Source organism: Roseovarius sp. (genome assembly GCF_040223625.1).
Taxonomy (GTDB): domain Bacteria; phylum Pseudomonadota; class Alphaproteobacteria; order Rhodobacterales; family Rhodobacteraceae; genus Roseovarius.
Map to the genome: position 1 here is coordinate 32,511 of NZ_JAVKFX010000004.1, position 14,625 is coordinate 47,135.

13 protein-coding genes are annotated in these 14,625 nt (G+C 66.1%); 8 read left to right on the forward strand and 5 right to left on the reverse strand.

What is annotated here, in order from left to right; all coding sequences use genetic code 11:
• The first annotated feature begins 27 nt into the window (after positions 1-27).
• The 6 genes from RLN94_RS01175 (at position 28) to RLN94_RS01200 (ending at position 6,776) form a co-directional block, all read left to right on the forward strand.
• Positions 28-1,146: an HPP family protein gene (locus RLN94_RS01175; RefSeq protein WP_350158532.1), complete on the forward strand. Its 1,119-nt coding sequence runs from the start codon at positions 28-30 to the stop codon at positions 1,144-1,146.
• A 153-nt stretch (positions 1,147-1,299) separates the two neighbouring features.
• Positions 1,300-2,496, forward strand: coding sequence for a glycine C-acetyltransferase (locus RLN94_RS01180; RefSeq protein ID WP_350158531.1), 1,197 nt, complete (start codon positions 1,300-1,302; stop codon positions 2,494-2,496).
• Positions 2,493-3,416, forward strand: coding sequence for a PLP-dependent cysteine synthase family protein (locus RLN94_RS01185; RefSeq protein WP_350158530.1), 924 nt, complete (start codon positions 2,493-2,495; stop codon positions 3,414-3,416). Before RLN94_RS01180 ends, RLN94_RS01185 begins: the two co-directional genes overlap by 4 nt.
• A gap of 16 nt (positions 3,417-3,432) precedes the next feature.
• A complete protein-coding gene (gene tdh, locus RLN94_RS01190) occupies positions 3,433-4,455 on the forward strand; it encodes an L-threonine 3-dehydrogenase (protein WP_350158534.1) in 1,023 nt (340 codons plus the stop codon).
• Between the two features lie 13 nt (positions 4,456-4,468).
• On the forward strand, positions 4,469-5,461 hold the full coding sequence (locus RLN94_RS01195; protein WP_350129764.1) for a GlxA family transcriptional regulator: 993 nt from the start codon (positions 4,469-4,471) through the stop codon (positions 5,459-5,461).
• A gap of 364 nt (positions 5,462-5,825) precedes the next feature.
• Positions 5,826-6,776, forward strand: coding sequence for a DMT family transporter (locus tag RLN94_RS01200; protein WP_350129761.1), 951 nt, complete (start codon positions 5,826-5,828; stop codon positions 6,774-6,776).
• Positions 6,777-6,784: 8 nt separating this feature from the next.
• On the opposite strand, the gene RLN94_RS01205 is transcribed toward RLN94_RS01200, so the two are convergent.
• The 5 genes from RLN94_RS01205 to RLN94_RS01225 all read right to left on the reverse strand — a co-directional run bounded on the left by RLN94_RS01205 (position 6,785) and on the right by RLN94_RS01225 (position 12,214).
• Positions 6,785-8,122 carry an NAD(P)/FAD-dependent oxidoreductase gene (locus RLN94_RS01205; RefSeq protein WP_350129758.1) on the reverse strand — a complete coding sequence of 446 codons (1,338 nt, stop codon included), beginning with the start codon at positions 8,120-8,122 and terminating at the stop codon, positions 6,785-6,787.
• A complete protein-coding gene (locus RLN94_RS01210) occupies positions 8,119-8,934 on the reverse strand; it encodes an ABC transporter permease (RefSeq protein WP_350129755.1) in 816 nt (271 codons plus the stop codon). The genes RLN94_RS01205 and RLN94_RS01210 overlap by 4 nt, the downstream gene beginning before the upstream one ends.
• A gap of 106 nt (positions 8,935-9,040) precedes the next feature.
• On the reverse strand, positions 9,041-9,931 hold the full coding sequence (locus RLN94_RS01215; protein ID WP_350129752.1) for an ABC transporter permease subunit: 891 nt from the start codon (positions 9,929-9,931) through the stop codon (positions 9,041-9,043).
• Positions 9,932-9,934: 3 nt separating this feature from the next.
• The gene (locus tag RLN94_RS01220; RefSeq protein ID WP_350129749.1) at positions 9,935-11,059 is read right to left on the reverse strand and encodes an ABC transporter ATP-binding protein; all 1,125 of its coding nucleotides are present in this window, start codon (positions 11,057-11,059) and stop codon (positions 9,935-9,937) included.
• A gap of 69 nt (positions 11,060-11,128) precedes the next feature.
• Entirely contained in the window at positions 11,129-12,214 is a 1,086-nt protein-coding gene (locus tag RLN94_RS01225) for a polyamine ABC transporter substrate-binding protein (RefSeq protein ID WP_350129746.1), read from the reverse strand.
• A gap of 146 nt (positions 12,215-12,360) precedes the next feature.
• On the opposite strand from RLN94_RS01225, the gene RLN94_RS01230 reads away from it, so the two are divergent.
• Together RLN94_RS01230 and RLN94_RS01235 are read left to right on the forward strand one after the other, a co-directional pair.
• Complete coding sequence (locus RLN94_RS01230; RefSeq protein WP_350129743.1) at positions 12,361-13,068, forward strand: GntR family transcriptional regulator; 708 nt, start codon at positions 12,361-12,363, stop codon at positions 13,066-13,068.
• Positions 13,069-13,158: 90 nt separating this feature from the next.
• Complete coding sequence (locus tag RLN94_RS01235) at positions 13,159-14,556, forward strand: aspartate aminotransferase family protein (protein WP_350129740.1); 1,398 nt, start codon at positions 13,159-13,161, stop codon at positions 14,554-14,556.
• Positions 14,557-14,625 lie beyond the last annotated feature (69 nt).

Genomic DNA, 14,625 nt, shown 5'->3' on the forward strand with positions numbered 1-14,625 from the left:
GCAAGGCGGGGAAAGGACGGACCCAACATGATCAGGGCGGGGTTTCTGCGGCATCTGACGCCTGCGATGCGCCGGGAAAGCGCGGCCGAGACGGTGCGGGCCGGGGTCGGTGCGCTTGCGGGGCTGCTGCTTTGCGGCGCGTTTGTCGCTTTCGTGCCGGGGCCGGCGGGAGGCTCGCTGTATCTCTTCGCGCCGCTGGGGGCGAGCGCGGTGCTGATCTTTGCCGTGCCGAACAGCCCGTTGGCGCAGCCCTTCTCGGCGATCGCGGGAAACATGGTGTCGGCCCTCGTGGCAGTGGCGGTGTTGCAGGTGGTCCCGCTGCAATGGGCGGCGGTGGCGGTGGCCGTGGGGGCGGCGATCGCGGCGATGATGCTGGTGCGGGCGTTGCATCCGCCGGGCGGGGCGGTGGCGCTTCTGGCCGCGCTCGACCCGAAGGCGGCGCTGGCGGCGAGCTGGCTGTTTCCGGTGGTGCCGGTGGGCGCGTGCACCGCCGTGCTGGTGCTGGGCGGGGTCGTGTACAACCGGCTGAGCGGCCGGGTTTATCCGTTCCGCCATGCCCCGGGCCCGCCTGCGCCGGAGGCGGCGCCGCGGCTGGGCCTGTCGACGGAGGAGCTCGAGGGGCTCTTGCACCGGTTTCACCAGTCGGCCAACCTTGGTGCGGTTGATCTCGGGCGCCTGCTGGCCGCTGCCGAGGCGGAGGCGGCGCGACACCGGTTCGAGGGGGTGACGTGCGGGGATCTTGCGACGGAGGCGCTGATCACGGTCGGGCCCGAAACGTCGGTGAAGGAGGTGGCGCGGCTGTTTCGGGCGCACGCGATCAAGAGCCTGCCGGTGATCGACGGGGACGGGGTGTTTGCCGGGATCGTGCAGCAGGCCGACCTGATGCCGGTGCTGGCGAAGGGCGGGCTGGGTGCCGGGCGGGCCAGGGCGCGGGAGGTGATGCGCGCGCCGGAGAACGCGGTTGCCCATGATATGCCGGTTGGACATCTGCTGAACCGGATGGCGCGGCAGGAGGTCCAGGTGGTGCCGGTCCTGCGGGCGGGGCGGCTGATCGGGATACTGACGCGGTCGGATATCATCCGGCTGCTGTTGCGGGGCGCCGAGCGGCGGGGCGTGGACCTGCCGGCTTCGACGGCTTGCGGTTGACGGCGGGCGGATTGCGCGGGAAGCCTGTGGCAGGGGCGGTGGGCCGCCCTTGGACCGAGTCAGGGGGCGCTGCCCCCATCGCCGCGGGGCGGCGATTCCCCCGGGTTATTTCCGGCCAGAAGAAGCCCGGGGACTGGAAAAGGAGAGTGAGCGATGCGTGCGGGCGAGAGGTTTGACGGGGATCTGGGAGAGCGGCTGGAGGAGTTGAAGGCCGAGGGGCTTTACAAGACCGAGCGTGTGATCACGTCGATGCAGGCGGGGGAGGTGACGCTGGCGGGCGGCAGGGAGGTGGTGAACCTTTGTGCCAACAATTACCTCGGGCTGGCGGATGATGTGCGGGTGATCGGGGCGGCGCATGACGCGCTGGATCGCTACGGGTTCGGGATGGCGAGCGTGCGGTTCATCTGCGGGACGCAGGAGGAGCACAAGGCGCTCGAGGCAAGGGTGGCGGCGTATCTGGGGATGGAGGATGCCATTCTCTATGCCGCGGCGTTCGACGCGAATGCGGGTTTGTTCGAGACGATTCTCGGGGCGGAGGACGCGATCATCTCGGATGCGTTGAACCATGCGAGCATCATAGACGGGGTGCGGCTGTGCAAGGCGCAGCGGTATCGGTATGCGAATTCGGACATGGCCGATTTGGAGCGGTGTCTGAAGGAGGCGCAGGGGGCACGGCATCGGCTGATTGCGACGGATGGCGTGTTCTCGATGGACGGGTATTACGCGAAGCTGGCGGAGATCTGTGACCTGGCGGAAAAGTACGACGCGATGGTGATGATCGACGATTGCCATGCGACGGGGTTCGTGGGCGAGACCGGCCGGGGCACGCATGAGCATTGCGGGGTGATGGGCCGGGTGGACATTATCACCGGGACGCTGGGCAAGGCGCTGGGCGGTGCCTCGGGCGGGTTTACGGCGGCTAGTCGAGAGGTGGTGGATTGGCTGCGGCAGCGGTCGCGGCCTTACCTGTTTTCCAACACGCTGGCGCCGGTGATTGCCGGGGCGTCTTTGAAGGTGTTCGACCTGTTGGAGGATGGGGCGGCGCTCAGGGCGCAGCTGTGGGAGAACGCGGCGTATTTCCGGGAGCGGATGGGTGCGCTGGGGTTCGAGCTGCTGCCGGGGGAGCATGCGATCATTCCGGTGATGCTGCGCGATCCGAAGCTGGCGCAGGAGATGGCGGCGAAGTTGAACGAGAAGGGGGTGTATGTGACCGCGTTCAGCTTCCCTGTGGTGCCGAAGGGGCAGGACCGGATCCGGACGCAGATGAGCGCGGCTTTGACGAGGGAGATGCTGGACCGGGCGATCGATGCGTTCGAGGAGGTCGGGGGCGAGTTGGGGGTGATCTCGTGAGTGGGGTTTTGCCGTCCGTCATCGGGGCGATGGGGGGGACGCCGCTGGTCGAGTTGAGCCGGGTCAGAGACGCATTGGGGCTTGAAGGGCGGCTGCTGGCGAAGCTGGATTACCTGTTGCCGGGATTCTCGAAGAAGGATCGGGCGGCGAAGGCGATTGTCGAGGCGGCGCGGGAGAGCGGGGAGCTGGCCCCCGGGCAGTCGGTGGTGGAGCTGACCTCGGGCAACATGGGGACCGGGCTTTCGATCGTGTGCGGGGTGCTGGGGCATCCGTTCGTGGCGGTGATGAGCGAGGGGAATTCCGAGGAGCGGACAAGGATGATGCGGGCGCTGGGGGCCGAGGTTGTCCTGGTGCCACAGGCGGAAGGCTCGAAACGGGGCGAGGTTTCGGGGGCGGACCTGGCGCTGGTGGAAGAGGCGGCACAGCGGATCACGGCGGAGCGCGGGGCGTTTCGGGCGGATCAGTTTGCGCGCGAAGGCAATCCGCGGGCGCATGAGACCGGGACGGCGCCGGAGATATGGGGGCAGTCGGAAGGGGCGGTGACGGCGTTTTGCGATTTTGTCGGATCGGGGGGCACGCTGGGTGGCGCGGCGAGGTTCTTCGGGGAGAAGGGCGTGCGCTGTTACGCGGTGGAGCCGGACCGGGCGGCGCATCCGATCCAGGGCGGCGGGTATTCGATGCCCGACCTTGTGCACCTGGAGGGCGTGAGTTTGGCCGGAACAGAGACTGTTTCCGGCGCGGAGGCCGCGGAGCATGCGAGGTTGCTGGCGCGGATGGAAGGGATCTTCGGCGGGTATTCGGCCGGGGCGAACCTGGCCGCGGCGGTACGGCTTCTGAAGGGCAAGGAAAGCGGTGGCTGTGTCGCCTTCGTGGTGTGCGACAGCGGGCTCAAGTATCTCAGCACGGATTTGTGGGAGTAGCGCGATGCAGAACGAGATGAAGGCGCTGGTGAAGGCGAAGCCCGAGCCGGGGCTGTGGATGGAATACGTGCCGGTGCCGGAGCCGGGGCCGGCGGATGTGCTGATCAAGGTGAAGAAATCGGCCATTTGCGGGACCGACGTGCATATATGGAAATGGGACGAGTTCAGCGCGAAGACGGTGCCGGTGCCGATGGTGGTGGGGCATGAATTCGTGGGCGAGATCGTCGATACCGGGGCGGCGGCGGTGAAATACCGGATCGGCCAGCGGGTGTCGGGCGAGGGGCATATCGTGTGCGGGGCCTGCCGGAATTGCCGGGCGGGGCGGGGGCATCTGTGCCGGAACACCAAGGGGGTCGGCGTGAACCGGCCGGGGAGTTTCGCCGAGTACCTGTGCATTCCGGAGAGCAACGTGGTGCCGATTCCGGAGGACGTGCCGGACGAGATCGCGGCAATCTTCGATCCGTTCGGGAACGCGGTGCATACGACGCTGAGCTTTGACCTTGTGGGCGAAGATGTTCTGGTGACGGGCGCCGGGCCGATCGGGATCATGGGGGCGCTGGTGGCGCAGAAGGTGGGCGCGCGGAAGGTGGTGATCACGGATATCAATCCCTACCGGCTCAACCTCGCGCGGGAGATGGGGGTGCAATATGTCGTCGACGTCTCGAAGGAGCAGCTGCGCGACGTGATGGACGAGATCGGCATGACCGAGGGGTTCGACGTGGGGCTCGAGATGTCGGGGGCGAGTGCCGCCATGCAGCAGATGATCTCGCGGATGAACAATGGCGGGAAGGTCGCGTTGCTGGGCATTGCGCCGACGGAGTTTCCGGTGGACTGGAACACGGTGATCTTCCGGATGCTGCATATCAAGGGCATCTACGGGCGCGAGATGTACGAGACGTGGTACAAGATGATCGCGCTGGTGCAGTCGGGGCTGGATGTGAGCGGGCTGATCACGCACCGGATTTCCATCGACGATTTCGAGGCGGGGTTTGCCGCGATGATCTCGGGGAATTCCGGCAAGGTGGTGATGGATTGGTAGGACGGGGCCGGGCATGACCGCCGCCGAGGAGAGGCCGAAGCGTTATGTGTTCCTGCTGATCCCCGGCTTCTCGATGCTGGGGTTCACCTGTGCGCTGGAGGCGCTGACGCTGGCCAACCGGCACGCGGGCGGGCGGACGTACTATACCTGGAAGCTGCTGAGTGCCGATGGCGGGGCGGCGGCGGCGTGGAACGGGGTGACGGTGCAGGTGGATGACGGGCTGTGCGAGCTGCGGCGGGACGACACGCTGGTGGTCTGTGCCGGGGAGGACGTGGCGGCGGGGAGCACGAAGCCGGTTCTGGCGTGGCTCAGGCGGGAGACGCGGAAGGGGCTGAGCTTCGGGTCGCTGTCGAGCGGGGCCTATACGCTGGCGCTGGCCGGGCTGATCGCGGGGAAGCGGATATCGACCCATTGGGAGTACAAGACCGCGCTGGTCGAGGCGCTGCCGCGGGTGAGCATCGAGGACAAGATCTTCTCGGTCGACGGGCGGGTGTTCTCCTGCGCCGGGGGCGCGTCGTCGATGGATTTGATGCTGCATCTCATTCACGAGGATTACGGGCAGGAGATTTCCGACTGGGTGGCGGAGCAGATGGTCTATACCGCGCCGCGCGATCACAGCCAGTCGCAGCGCATTCCGGTGCAGGACCGGACCGGTGTGCGCGACCGCAAGCTGGCGCTGGCGGTGGAGACGATGCGCAACAATGTCGAGGAGCCACTGGGCCCGGACGAGGTGGCGGAGGCGGTGGGGGTGTCGACGCGGCAGCTCGAGCGGTTGTTCGCGAAGCACCTCGGGACCTCGCCGGGGAAATACTACCTGTCGCTGCGGCTGGAGCGGGCAAGGCAGGTGTTGCGGCAGACCGAGCTTTCCGTGGCGGAGGTGAGCGTGCTGTGCGGGTTCGTCAGCCCCTCGCATTTCTCGCGCAGCTACAAGGCGGCGTTCGGCGTGACGCCCGGCAAGGAGGCGGGCGGGCGCAAGCTGTTGTGGGCGGCGGAGGGCGGCGGTTAGGTGGCGCGCCTTCCGGGCGCATCCGGTTGGTTTGCGTTCGGGCCACGCAGGCCTTGGGGGGCCAGCCGCCTTTCCTGGGCTCCGCCCGTTCGCAGGCGAAACTCTCCACTGGAGAGTTTCCGGGAAGCCTGCGAACCCCCTGGGATATTTCGGGCCAGAAGAAACTGGCACGTGCCCCGCTTCTTCTTGGTCTGGGCTCCGCCCGTTCACGGACGAAACTCTCCACTGGAGAGTTTCCGGGAAGTCCGCGAACTCCCCGCCGGAGGCATCCGACAGTGAGGCAGGCGGCGCATGGCAGGGTTGCGCGCGGCGGAGTTGACCTTTGGCCGGCGGCGGGTCAATCAAGGGGCAAGGAGATGCGCCGATGGCCCCGTTCAAGGGCATTGCCCTCAAGCTTTGTGCCGTGTTGCTGTTCATCGTCATGTCGGCGCTGATCAAGGCGACGGCGGATCATGTGCCCCCGGGCGAGGCGGTGTTCTTTCGCTCGCTTTTTGCCATTCCGGTGATCCTGATCTGGCTGGCGGTCAGGCGGGACCTGTCGACCGGGCTGAAGGTGAAATCGCCCATGGGCCATTTCTGGCGCGGGGTGGTGGGGACCACGGCGATGGCGCTGATGTTCGCCGGGCTGGGGATGTTGCCGCTGCCGGAGGTGACGGCGCTGGGCTATACCGCGCCGCTGCTGGTGGTGGTGTTCGCAGCGATGTTTCTTGACGAGAAGGTGGGCGTGTTCCGGATCGGGGCCGTGGCGCTGGGCCTTGTCGGCGTGCTGATCGTGCTGGCGCCAAGGCTGACGACGCTCTCCGGGCCGACGGTGCAGACGGCGGAGGCGGTGGGCGCGGTGCTGGTGCTGTTGGGGGCGACCTGTGCGGCGCTGGCGCAGATCTACATTCGCAAGCTGGTGCAGACCGAGCAGACCAGTGCGATCGTGTTCTACTTCTCGATGACCTCGACCATCCTGTCGCTGCTGACCATGCTGATCGGGTTCGCCATGCCCGGCACGCCCTTCGCGTGGGTCATGCCCGGGGGGCGGGAGGCGCTGCTGCTGGTGCTGGCGGGGCTGATCGGGGGGTTGGCGCAGATCTTCATCACCTCGGCCTATCGGTTTGCGGATGCGAGCGTGATCGCGCCGTTCGATTATGCCTCGATGCTGTTCGCCATCGTGATCGGCTATGTCATTTTCGACGAGGTGCCGACGCGGCCGATGCTGCTGGGGGCGGCGCTGGTGATCCTGGCGGGGCTGATCATCATCCTGCGGGAGCGGCACCTGGGGATCCAGCGCGGCAAGGCGCGGCAGGCGAAGACGCCGCAGGGCTGAGCCCCGGATCAGATGTCGGACAGGGCGTATTTCACGTAGGCGGGGCGCATCAGCAGGCGGCGGAAGCGCCCGAGCGGGAAGCGGCGCGGCGTGTGGCGCATCGGCGCCGGGTAGGGGGTGGACGGTGTCTTGCCCTGCACGAGGTCGGCGAGGAGCGTGCCCGAGTAGCTGCCCATCGAGACGCCGTTGCCGTGATAGGCGAAGGCGGCGAAGCCGCCGTCCATGCCGGGGATCGGGCCGGCATAGGGCAGCAGGTCGCGCGAGAGGCAGACGAAGCCGGACCAGTAATGCGGGGTTTCGACGTGGCGCCAGGCGGGGAACATGGTGTCGAAATCGGCGCGGATCTTCTTGCGGATGGCGGTTTCGGTGGCGTCGGTGTGGCTGAGCCCGCCGCGCATGCCGAAGAGCATCCGGTTGTCGGGCATCAGGCGGAAATAGTGGAGCAGGTGGCGGCTGTCGAAGCACATCTGGTGGCTGGTCCAGCCCTGGGCCGTCAATTCCTCCTGCGTCATGGGGCGGGTGACGATGACGCTGGACTGGGTGGGCAGGTAGCGCGAGGCCATCCAGGCGGGCAGGTTGTCGGAGCTGTAGCCGTTGGTGGCGATGATGAATTTCTTTGCCCGGACGGTGCCGGAGGCGGTGTGGAGGCGATAGCCGTCGGCGCGGGGTTCGATGGCGGTGACGGCGGAGTGGCCGTGGATCGCCGCGCCGGCGTCGCGGGCCGCGTGGGCGAGGCCGCGCGCGTATTTGCGAGGATTGAGGGCAAAGCCGAGCGGGTTGGTCACGGCGCCGTGGAAAGGGCCGTTGAGGCCGGACTGGGCCAGTTCCTCGGGCGGGATGACGGTGGGGTCGACGCCGTAGAGCTGCTTGATGTGACCGGCGCGGGCGCGCATGGCGGCGAAGTCCTTGGGGCGGTGAGCGAGCTGGGTTTCGCCGTCGGAATGGCGATCGACATCGAGGCCGAGCCGGTCGACGAGCTGGCCCACGGTTTCGACGGCGGCGCGCTCCGCCTTGGCATAGTCGAGCATTTCGGACTGGCCGAATTTCCTGGCGATCTCGTCATGGCTGGCCTTGGCGCCGCCGAGGCAGTTGAAGCCGCCATTGCGGCCCGAGGCGCCCCAGAACGGGTGCTGGGCGTCGAGCACGGTGACGCCGATCCCGGCCTCGGCCAAGTGGAGGGCGGCGGAAAGGCCGGTGAAGCCCGCACCGACGATGGCGACGTCGGTGGTGGTGTCGCCGTCGAGCGCGGGCCAGTCGCCGGGCGCCACGGTATCGGCCCACCAGCAATCGCGGATCGGCGAGGGCCCGTAGGCCTTGGGTTCCCAGATGCGGGCGAGATCGGTCATGTTCGTATGGCTGCCTGTTCGTCGGCCCGCTGGCGCAGGGTGGCGCGCTTGGAGATCAGCGAGGCGGTGATGACGCCGACCGTGACGATGGCGATCAGGATGGTGGACAGCGCGTTGATTTCCGGGCTGACCCCAAGCCGGATCGACGACCAGATCTTGATCGGCAAGGTGGTGGAGGAGGGGCCGGCGGTGAAGGAGGCGATCACAAGGTCGTCGAGCGACAGGGTGAAGGCCAAGAGCCAGCCGGAGATGACGGCGGGGGCGATGATCGGCAGGGTGACGAGGCGGAACGCCTCGGCCGCGGTGCAGCCGAGGTCGAGCGCGGCCTCTTCGAGCGAGCGGTCGAAGCTGACCAGGCGCGAGGAGACGACGACCGAGACGTAGCACATCGAGAAGGTGGTATGGGCGAGGATGATGGTGAACACCCCGCGGTCGAGCCCGATACCGATGAAGAGCAGGAGGAGGGAGAGGCCGGTGATCACCTCGGGCATGACGAGGGGGGCGTAGATCATGCCGGAGAAGAGGGTACGCCCGGCAAAGCGGCCGGCGCGGACGAGCACGTAGGCCGCCATGGTGCCGAGAATGGTGGCGATGGTGGAGCTGACCACGGCGACCTGAAGCGTGACCCAGGCGGCGTCGAGGAAGGCCTCGTTGCCGAGGAGTTCGACGTACCAGCGGGTCGAGAAGCCGGCCCAGACGGTGACGAGCTTGGAGGCGTTGAAGCTATAGATCACGAGGATGACCATCGGCAGGTAGAGGAAGGCGAAGCCGAGGGTCAGGGAGGTGGCGTTGAACCAGGTGAGGCGTCTCATGTGGTGGCCTTCCCGCCCCGGACCTGATCCGGGGCCTCGTGGTACATGGCGTTCGGGCGCGGCGGGGCGAGGTCCCGGCTCGGGGGCCGGAACGGGTGAGTGCACGTCATTGCTCGGCCTCCCGCTGTTTCTGTTCGTTGCGCTGGAAGAGGATGATCGGGATGATCAGGATCAGCAGCAGGATGACGGCGACGGCGGAGGCGACCGGCCAGTCGCGGTTGTTGAAGAACTCCTCCCACAGGACCTTGCCGATCATCAGCGTGCGCGAGCCGCCGAGCAGCGAGGGGATGACGAATTCGCCGATCGTGGGGATGAAGACGAGGAAACAGCCGGCGATGATGCCGTTCTTCGACAGCGGCACGGTGACCAGCCAGAAGGCCGAGATGCGGGAACAGCCGAGGTCTTCGGCCGCTTCGAGGAGCGAGCCGTCGAGCCGTTCGAGCGCCGCGTAGATCGGCAGGATCATGAAGGGCAGGTAGGTGTAGACGATGCCGATATAGACGGCGGTGTTGGTGTTGAGGATGGTCAGCGGGCTCGAGATCACGCCGATGCCGAGGAGGAACTGGTTGAGGTAACCCTCGGTCGACAGAATCCCCATCCAGGAATAGACGCGGATGAGGAAGCTGGTCCAGAAGGGCAGGATCACCAGCATCATCAGCGTGGCGCGCCAGTGTTCGGGGGCGTTGGCCATGCCGTAGGCGATGGGATAGCCGACGCAGAGGGTGAGGAAGGTGGCGATGGCGGCGATCTTGACGGAGGAGAGGTAGGCCTTCCAGTAGAGATCGTCGGTGGTGAGGAATTCGAAGTTCTCGAAGTCGAGTTCGGCGAAGAAGTCCTTAATGCCCTGCCAGCCTTCGGAGAGGTCGAGCGTCGGGGTGTAGGGCGGAATTGCGAGGGCGATGTCCGAGAGGCTGATCTTGAGCACGATCAGGAAGGGCACGAGGAACAGCGCCAGCAGCCAGAGATAGGGGACGAGGATGAGGATTGCGCGGCGCATCTCTCAGCGCTCCAGCAGGACGCCGGCGGTGTCGGACCAGCTCAGGTAGACTTCGTCTTCCCAGGTGAAGGGGCGGTGCGCGAGGCGGCGGGTGTTGGCGGTTTGCGCCTTGACGATTTTGCCGTTGGCCAGCTTGACGTGGTAGGTGGAGATGTTGCCGAGATAGGCGATGTCGTGGATCTTGCCCTGCAGGATGTTGCGGCGGTCGGCGGGCTTTTCGGCTGAAATAGAGACTTTCTCGGGCCGGATGGCGATATGGCAGGACTGGCCGTTGGCGAGTTGCTTGTCGGTCTGGCAGAAGAGTTTCGGCTGGCCTTCGGCGAAGTCGATCTCGTAGCCGTTCTCGGCCTTGGTGGCGGTGCCGTTGAGAATGGTGACGTCGCCGATGAAGTCGGCCACGTAGACGGAATTGGGCTGTTCGTAGATCTTGGCGGGGATGTCGGCCTGGATGATCTTGCCGTGATCCATCACCGCGACGCGGGAGGCGACGGTCATCGCCTCTTCCTGGTCGTGGGTGACGATGACGAAGGTCGTGCCGGTCTTCTCCTGGATGTCCATCAGTTCGAACTGGGTGTCTTGGCGCAGCTTGGCGTCGAGGGCGCCGAGGGGTTCGTCGAGCAGGAGGAGTTTCGGCGCTTTGGCGAGGGAGCGGGCGAGGGCGACGCGCTGGCGCTGGCCGCCGGAAATCTGGTGGGGTTTGCGGCGGGCGAATTGTTCGAGCCTTGTGAGCTTGAGCATTTCGGCGACGCGGGAGTCGATCTCGTCCTTCGGGCGCCGGTCGCGCTTGAGGCCGAAGGCGATGTTTTCCCAGACGGTGAGGTGGGGGAAGAGCGCGTAGGACTGGAACATCATGTTCACGGCGCGCTTGTTGGGCGGGATGGGCGCGATGTCCTGCCCGCCGAGGAGGATGGTGCCTTCGGTCGGGGTCTCGAACCCGGCGAGCATGCGCATCATCGTGGTCTTGCCACAGCCCGAGGGGCCGAGAAGGGCGAAGAATTCACGCTCGTAGATATCGAAGGACTGGTTGTCGATGGCGGTGAAATCGCCGAAGCGCTTGCTGACGTTCCTGAACTGGATCAGCGGTTTGGCGTCCGGGTCGTTCCACGGCTCGAAAACGGTCTGCCCCATGCCTGTTCCCCGATTTTGCATGTGGAAAGGGGCCCGCGCGGGTGATCGCGCGGGCCGGAAAGGCGGGTCTTAGGTGCCCGACTTGATCTTGGTCCAGAGGCGGGTGACGACCCGCTGCACCTTCGCCGGGTAGGGCGTGGTGGTGTAGAGGTTTTCGAGCGTTTCCTCATCCGGGTAGATCGCCGGGTCGCCGATCACGTCCTCGACCAGGTGTTCCTGCGAGGCCTTGTTGCCGTTGGCGTAGTAGACGTAGTTCGATGCCGCGGCGATGTTCTCGGGATCCATGATGAAGTTGAGGAAGGTGTGGGCGCCCTCGGGGTTGGGGGCGTCGACCGGGATGGCCATCTGGTCGAACCACATCAGCGCGCCTTCCTTGGGCGCGTTATAGGCGATGGTCACGCCGTTGTCGGCCTCGTCGGCGCGGTCGCGGGCCTGGAGGATGTCGCCGGACCAGCCAAAGGCGACGCAGATGTCACCGTTGGCGAGCGCGTTGATGTATTCGGAGCTGTGGAACTTGAGGATATGCGGGCGGACCGCTTCCAGCACCGGTTCGACCTTGGCGATCACGTCGGGATCGTGGCTGTCGGGGTCTTCGCCGATATAGGCGAGCGCCGCCGGGATCAGCTCGGTCGGGGCGTCAAGGACGTGGACGCCGCAGGAGGCCAGCTTTTCCATGTTGGCGGGGTCGAAGATCAGGTCGAGCGAGCCCATGGGCGCGTCTTCGCCCAGCGCTTCCTTGACCTTGTCGACATTCACGCCGAGGCCGGTGGTGCCCCACATGTAGTTGATCGAGTATTCCCCGCCCGGGTCATAGGCGTCGGTGCGTTCCTGGATGGTGTCCCACATATGCTCGAGGTTGGGGAGCTGTTCCTTGTCGAGCTTCTGGAAGGCGCCGGCCTGGATCTGGCGCTGCAGGAAGGTGCCGGAGGGGACGACCACGTCGTAGCCCGAACCGCCTGCGAGCATCTTGGTTTCGAGCACCTCGTTCGAATCGAACACGTCGTAGACGAGGTCGAGGCCTGTTTCCTCCTCGAACTTGGTGAGCAGGTCCTCGTCGATATAGTCGGACCAGTTGTAGACGCGCACCTCCTGGGCCGAGGCGGCGACCGCACCCAGGGCAAGTGTGGCGGCGGTCGTCAGTATCAGCGATCTCATGTCATTCTCCCGTTGGATCGGCGTTGGATCGGCATCGTGTCATGCCTTGCCGCGGATTTGATCAAAATTTTCCGGGCATGGCAATATAGTAATGTTTTCACCTTGCCGTTAAACTCGCAAGGACACTCGGGAGGTGGCGGAGAAAGATGAACGAACGGATGAAAATCGCGGCACGAAAAATGGGCAAGCCGGGGGAAGACCCCGGCCGGCTGCCGGCGCATGAACTGATTTACCGGCAGTTGCGCGCGATGGTGCTGTTCGGCGACCTGGCCCCGGGGCAGGCGGTGACCATCCAGGGGCTGACCGACCGGATGGGCGCGGGCATGACGCCGGTGCGCGAGGCGATCCGGCGGCTGATCGCGGAGGGGGCGCTGGAGTTCCAGGGCAACCGGCGGGTGTCGGTGCCGCAGCTGACGGCGAATCACGTGCGCGAATTGATCGTTGCGCGCCAATGGCTTGATCCCTACCTGACCCAATGTGCCGCCGAGCGGGCGAGCGCGGAGGACCTTGACCGGCTGGCGGATCTGGATGCCGAGCTGGACCGGGCGATCGAGACCGGGGACCTGCGGATTTACCTCGAACGGAACTACTCTTTCCACAAGGCGATCTATGATCTGGCGGATCAGCCGATCCTTGCGAACATGGCCGACGGGCTGTGGCTTCGGTTCGGACCGTCGCTTCGGGTGGTGTGCGGGCGGATGGGAACGCAGAACCTGCCGGACAAGCACAAGGAGGTGCTCGACGCGATGCGGGCGGGTGACGGCGAGCGTGCGGCGCAGGCGATTTGCGACGACGTGGTGCAGGGGATGGAGCAGGTGCGGCTGTCTTTCGGCAAACCGGGGCCTGCGACCTGATTCGATTGACATTGATTAATTTGATCATATTCTGGTCGTGACCGCGGCAGAGGCCGCATTCACCGTATTCCTGCCAGAAGAGGTTTTGCCATGACGATGATCACCAATCACATGCCCACGGCTGAACTGCAGGCGCTCGACGCGGCGCATCACCTGCATCCGTTCACCCACGGGAACGCCCTGACCAAGAAGGGCGTGCGCGTCATCACCCGGGCCAAGGGCGTGACGCTGACCGACAGCGACGGCAACGAGATGCTGGACGCGATGGCCGGGCTGTGGTGCGTGAACCTCGGCTATGGCCGCGACGAGCTGGCCGAGGCGGCGGCGCGGCAGATGAAGGAACTGCCCTATTACAACACCTTCTTCCAGACGACCCACGTGCCGGCCATCGCGCTGGCCGAGAAGATCGCGGCGCTAACGCCCTATGACCTGAACCACACGTTCTTTGCCAGCTCGGGGTCGGAGGCGAACGACACGAACCTTCGCCTCGTGCGTACCTACTGGGCCGAGAAGGGCCAGCCGGAGCGCAAGATCGTGATCTCGCGCAAGAATGCCTATCACGGGTCGAGCATGGGCAGCGCCAGCCTTGGCGGCATGGTTCCGATGCACGAGCAGGGCGACCTGCCGATCGAGAATATCCACCATATTAACCAGCCGCACTGGTACGCCGAGGGCGGCGACATGGACCCCGAGGAATTCGGGCTGATGCGGGCGCGCGAGCTGGAGGAGAAGATCGAGGAGCTGGGGCCCGAGAAGGTGGCCGCGTTCATCGGTGAGCCGATCCAGGGCGCCGGGGGCGTGATCATTCCGCCGAAGAGCTACTGGCCCGAGATCCAGCGGATCTGTGACAAGTACGGCATCCTGCTGATCGCCGACGAGGTGATTTGCGGGTTCGGCCGGACGGGCGACTGGTTCGCCTGCGAGAGCTTCGGCATCCGGCCGCATATCATGACGATCGCCAAGGGCCTGAGCTCGGGCTATGCGCCGATCGGCGGGTCTGTCGTGTGTGACGAGGTGGCAGAGGTGCTGAACGGCTGCGAGTTCGCGCATGGCTATACCTATTCGGGGCATCCCGTGGCCTGTGCCGTGGCGCTGGAGAACCTGCGCCTGCTGGACGAGGAAGGAATCGTCGAGCGGGCCGGGAAGGAGACCGCGCCGTATCTCAAGGGCAAGTGGGAGGCGCTGGCCGATCACCCGCTGGTGGGAGAGGCGAAGATCCAGGGCCTGATGGGCTCGATCGCGCTGACGCCGCACAAGGAGAGCCGCGCGGCCTTTGCCGCCGACAAGGGGACGGCCGGGCTGATCTGCCGCGAGCATTGCTTTGCCAACGGGCTGGTGATGCGCCACGTGGGCGACCGGATGGTGATTTCGCCGCCGCTGGTGATCACGAAGGACGAGGTCGACATGCTGGCCGAGCGGGCGTGGAAGGCGCTGGACCTGGCGCATAAGCAGCTTGAGGATGAAGGGCTCATGAAGGCGGCGAGCTGAGGCTTGTTGGGCCGGAACAGGGTCGAAATTTGGGGAAGAGGCAGCCTGCGAGGGCTGCCTTTCTTGTTT

Bases quoted from the DNA above. Each gene is read 5' to 3' on its own strand.
- RLN94_RS01175 (WP_350158532.1), top strand. From the start codon at position 28: ATGATCAGGGCGGGGTTTCTGCGGCATCTGACGCCTGCGATGCGCCGG.
- RLN94_RS01180 (WP_350158531.1), top strand. From the start codon at position 1,300: ATGCGTGCGGGCGAGAGGTTTGACGGGGATCTGGGAGAGCGGCTGGAG.
- tdh (WP_350158534.1), top strand. From the start codon at position 3,433: ATGAAGGCGCTGGTGAAGGCGAAGCCCGAGCCGGGGCTGTGGATGGAA.
- RLN94_RS01195 (WP_350129764.1), top strand. From the start codon at position 4,469: ATGACCGCCGCCGAGGAGAGGCCGAAGCGTTATGTGTTCCTGCTGATC.
- RLN94_RS01200 (WP_350129761.1), top strand. From the start codon at position 5,826: ATGGCCCCGTTCAAGGGCATTGCCCTCAAGCTTTGTGCCGTGTTGCTG.
- RLN94_RS01205 (WP_350129758.1), bottom strand. From the start codon at position 8,122: ATGACCGATCTCGCCCGCATCTGGGAACCCAAGGCCTACGGGCCCTCG.
- RLN94_RS01210 (WP_350129755.1), bottom strand. From the start codon at position 8,934: ATGAGACGCCTCACCTGGTTCAACGCCACCTCCCTGACCCTCGGCTTC.
- RLN94_RS01215 (WP_350129752.1), bottom strand. From the start codon at position 9,931: ATGCGCCGCGCAATCCTCATCCTCGTCCCCTATCTCTGGCTGCTGGCG.
- RLN94_RS01220 (WP_350129749.1), bottom strand. From the start codon at position 11,059: ATGGGGCAGACCGTTTTCGAGCCGTGGAACGACCCGGACGCCAAACCG.
- RLN94_RS01225 (WP_350129746.1), bottom strand. From the start codon at position 12,214: ATGAGATCGCTGATACTGACGACCGCCGCCACACTTGCCCTGGGTGCG.
- RLN94_RS01230 (WP_350129743.1), top strand. From the start codon at position 12,361: ATGAACGAACGGATGAAAATCGCGGCACGAAAAATGGGCAAGCCGGGG.
- RLN94_RS01235 (WP_350129740.1), top strand. From the start codon at position 13,159: ATGACGATGATCACCAATCACATGCCCACGGCTGAACTGCAGGCGCTC.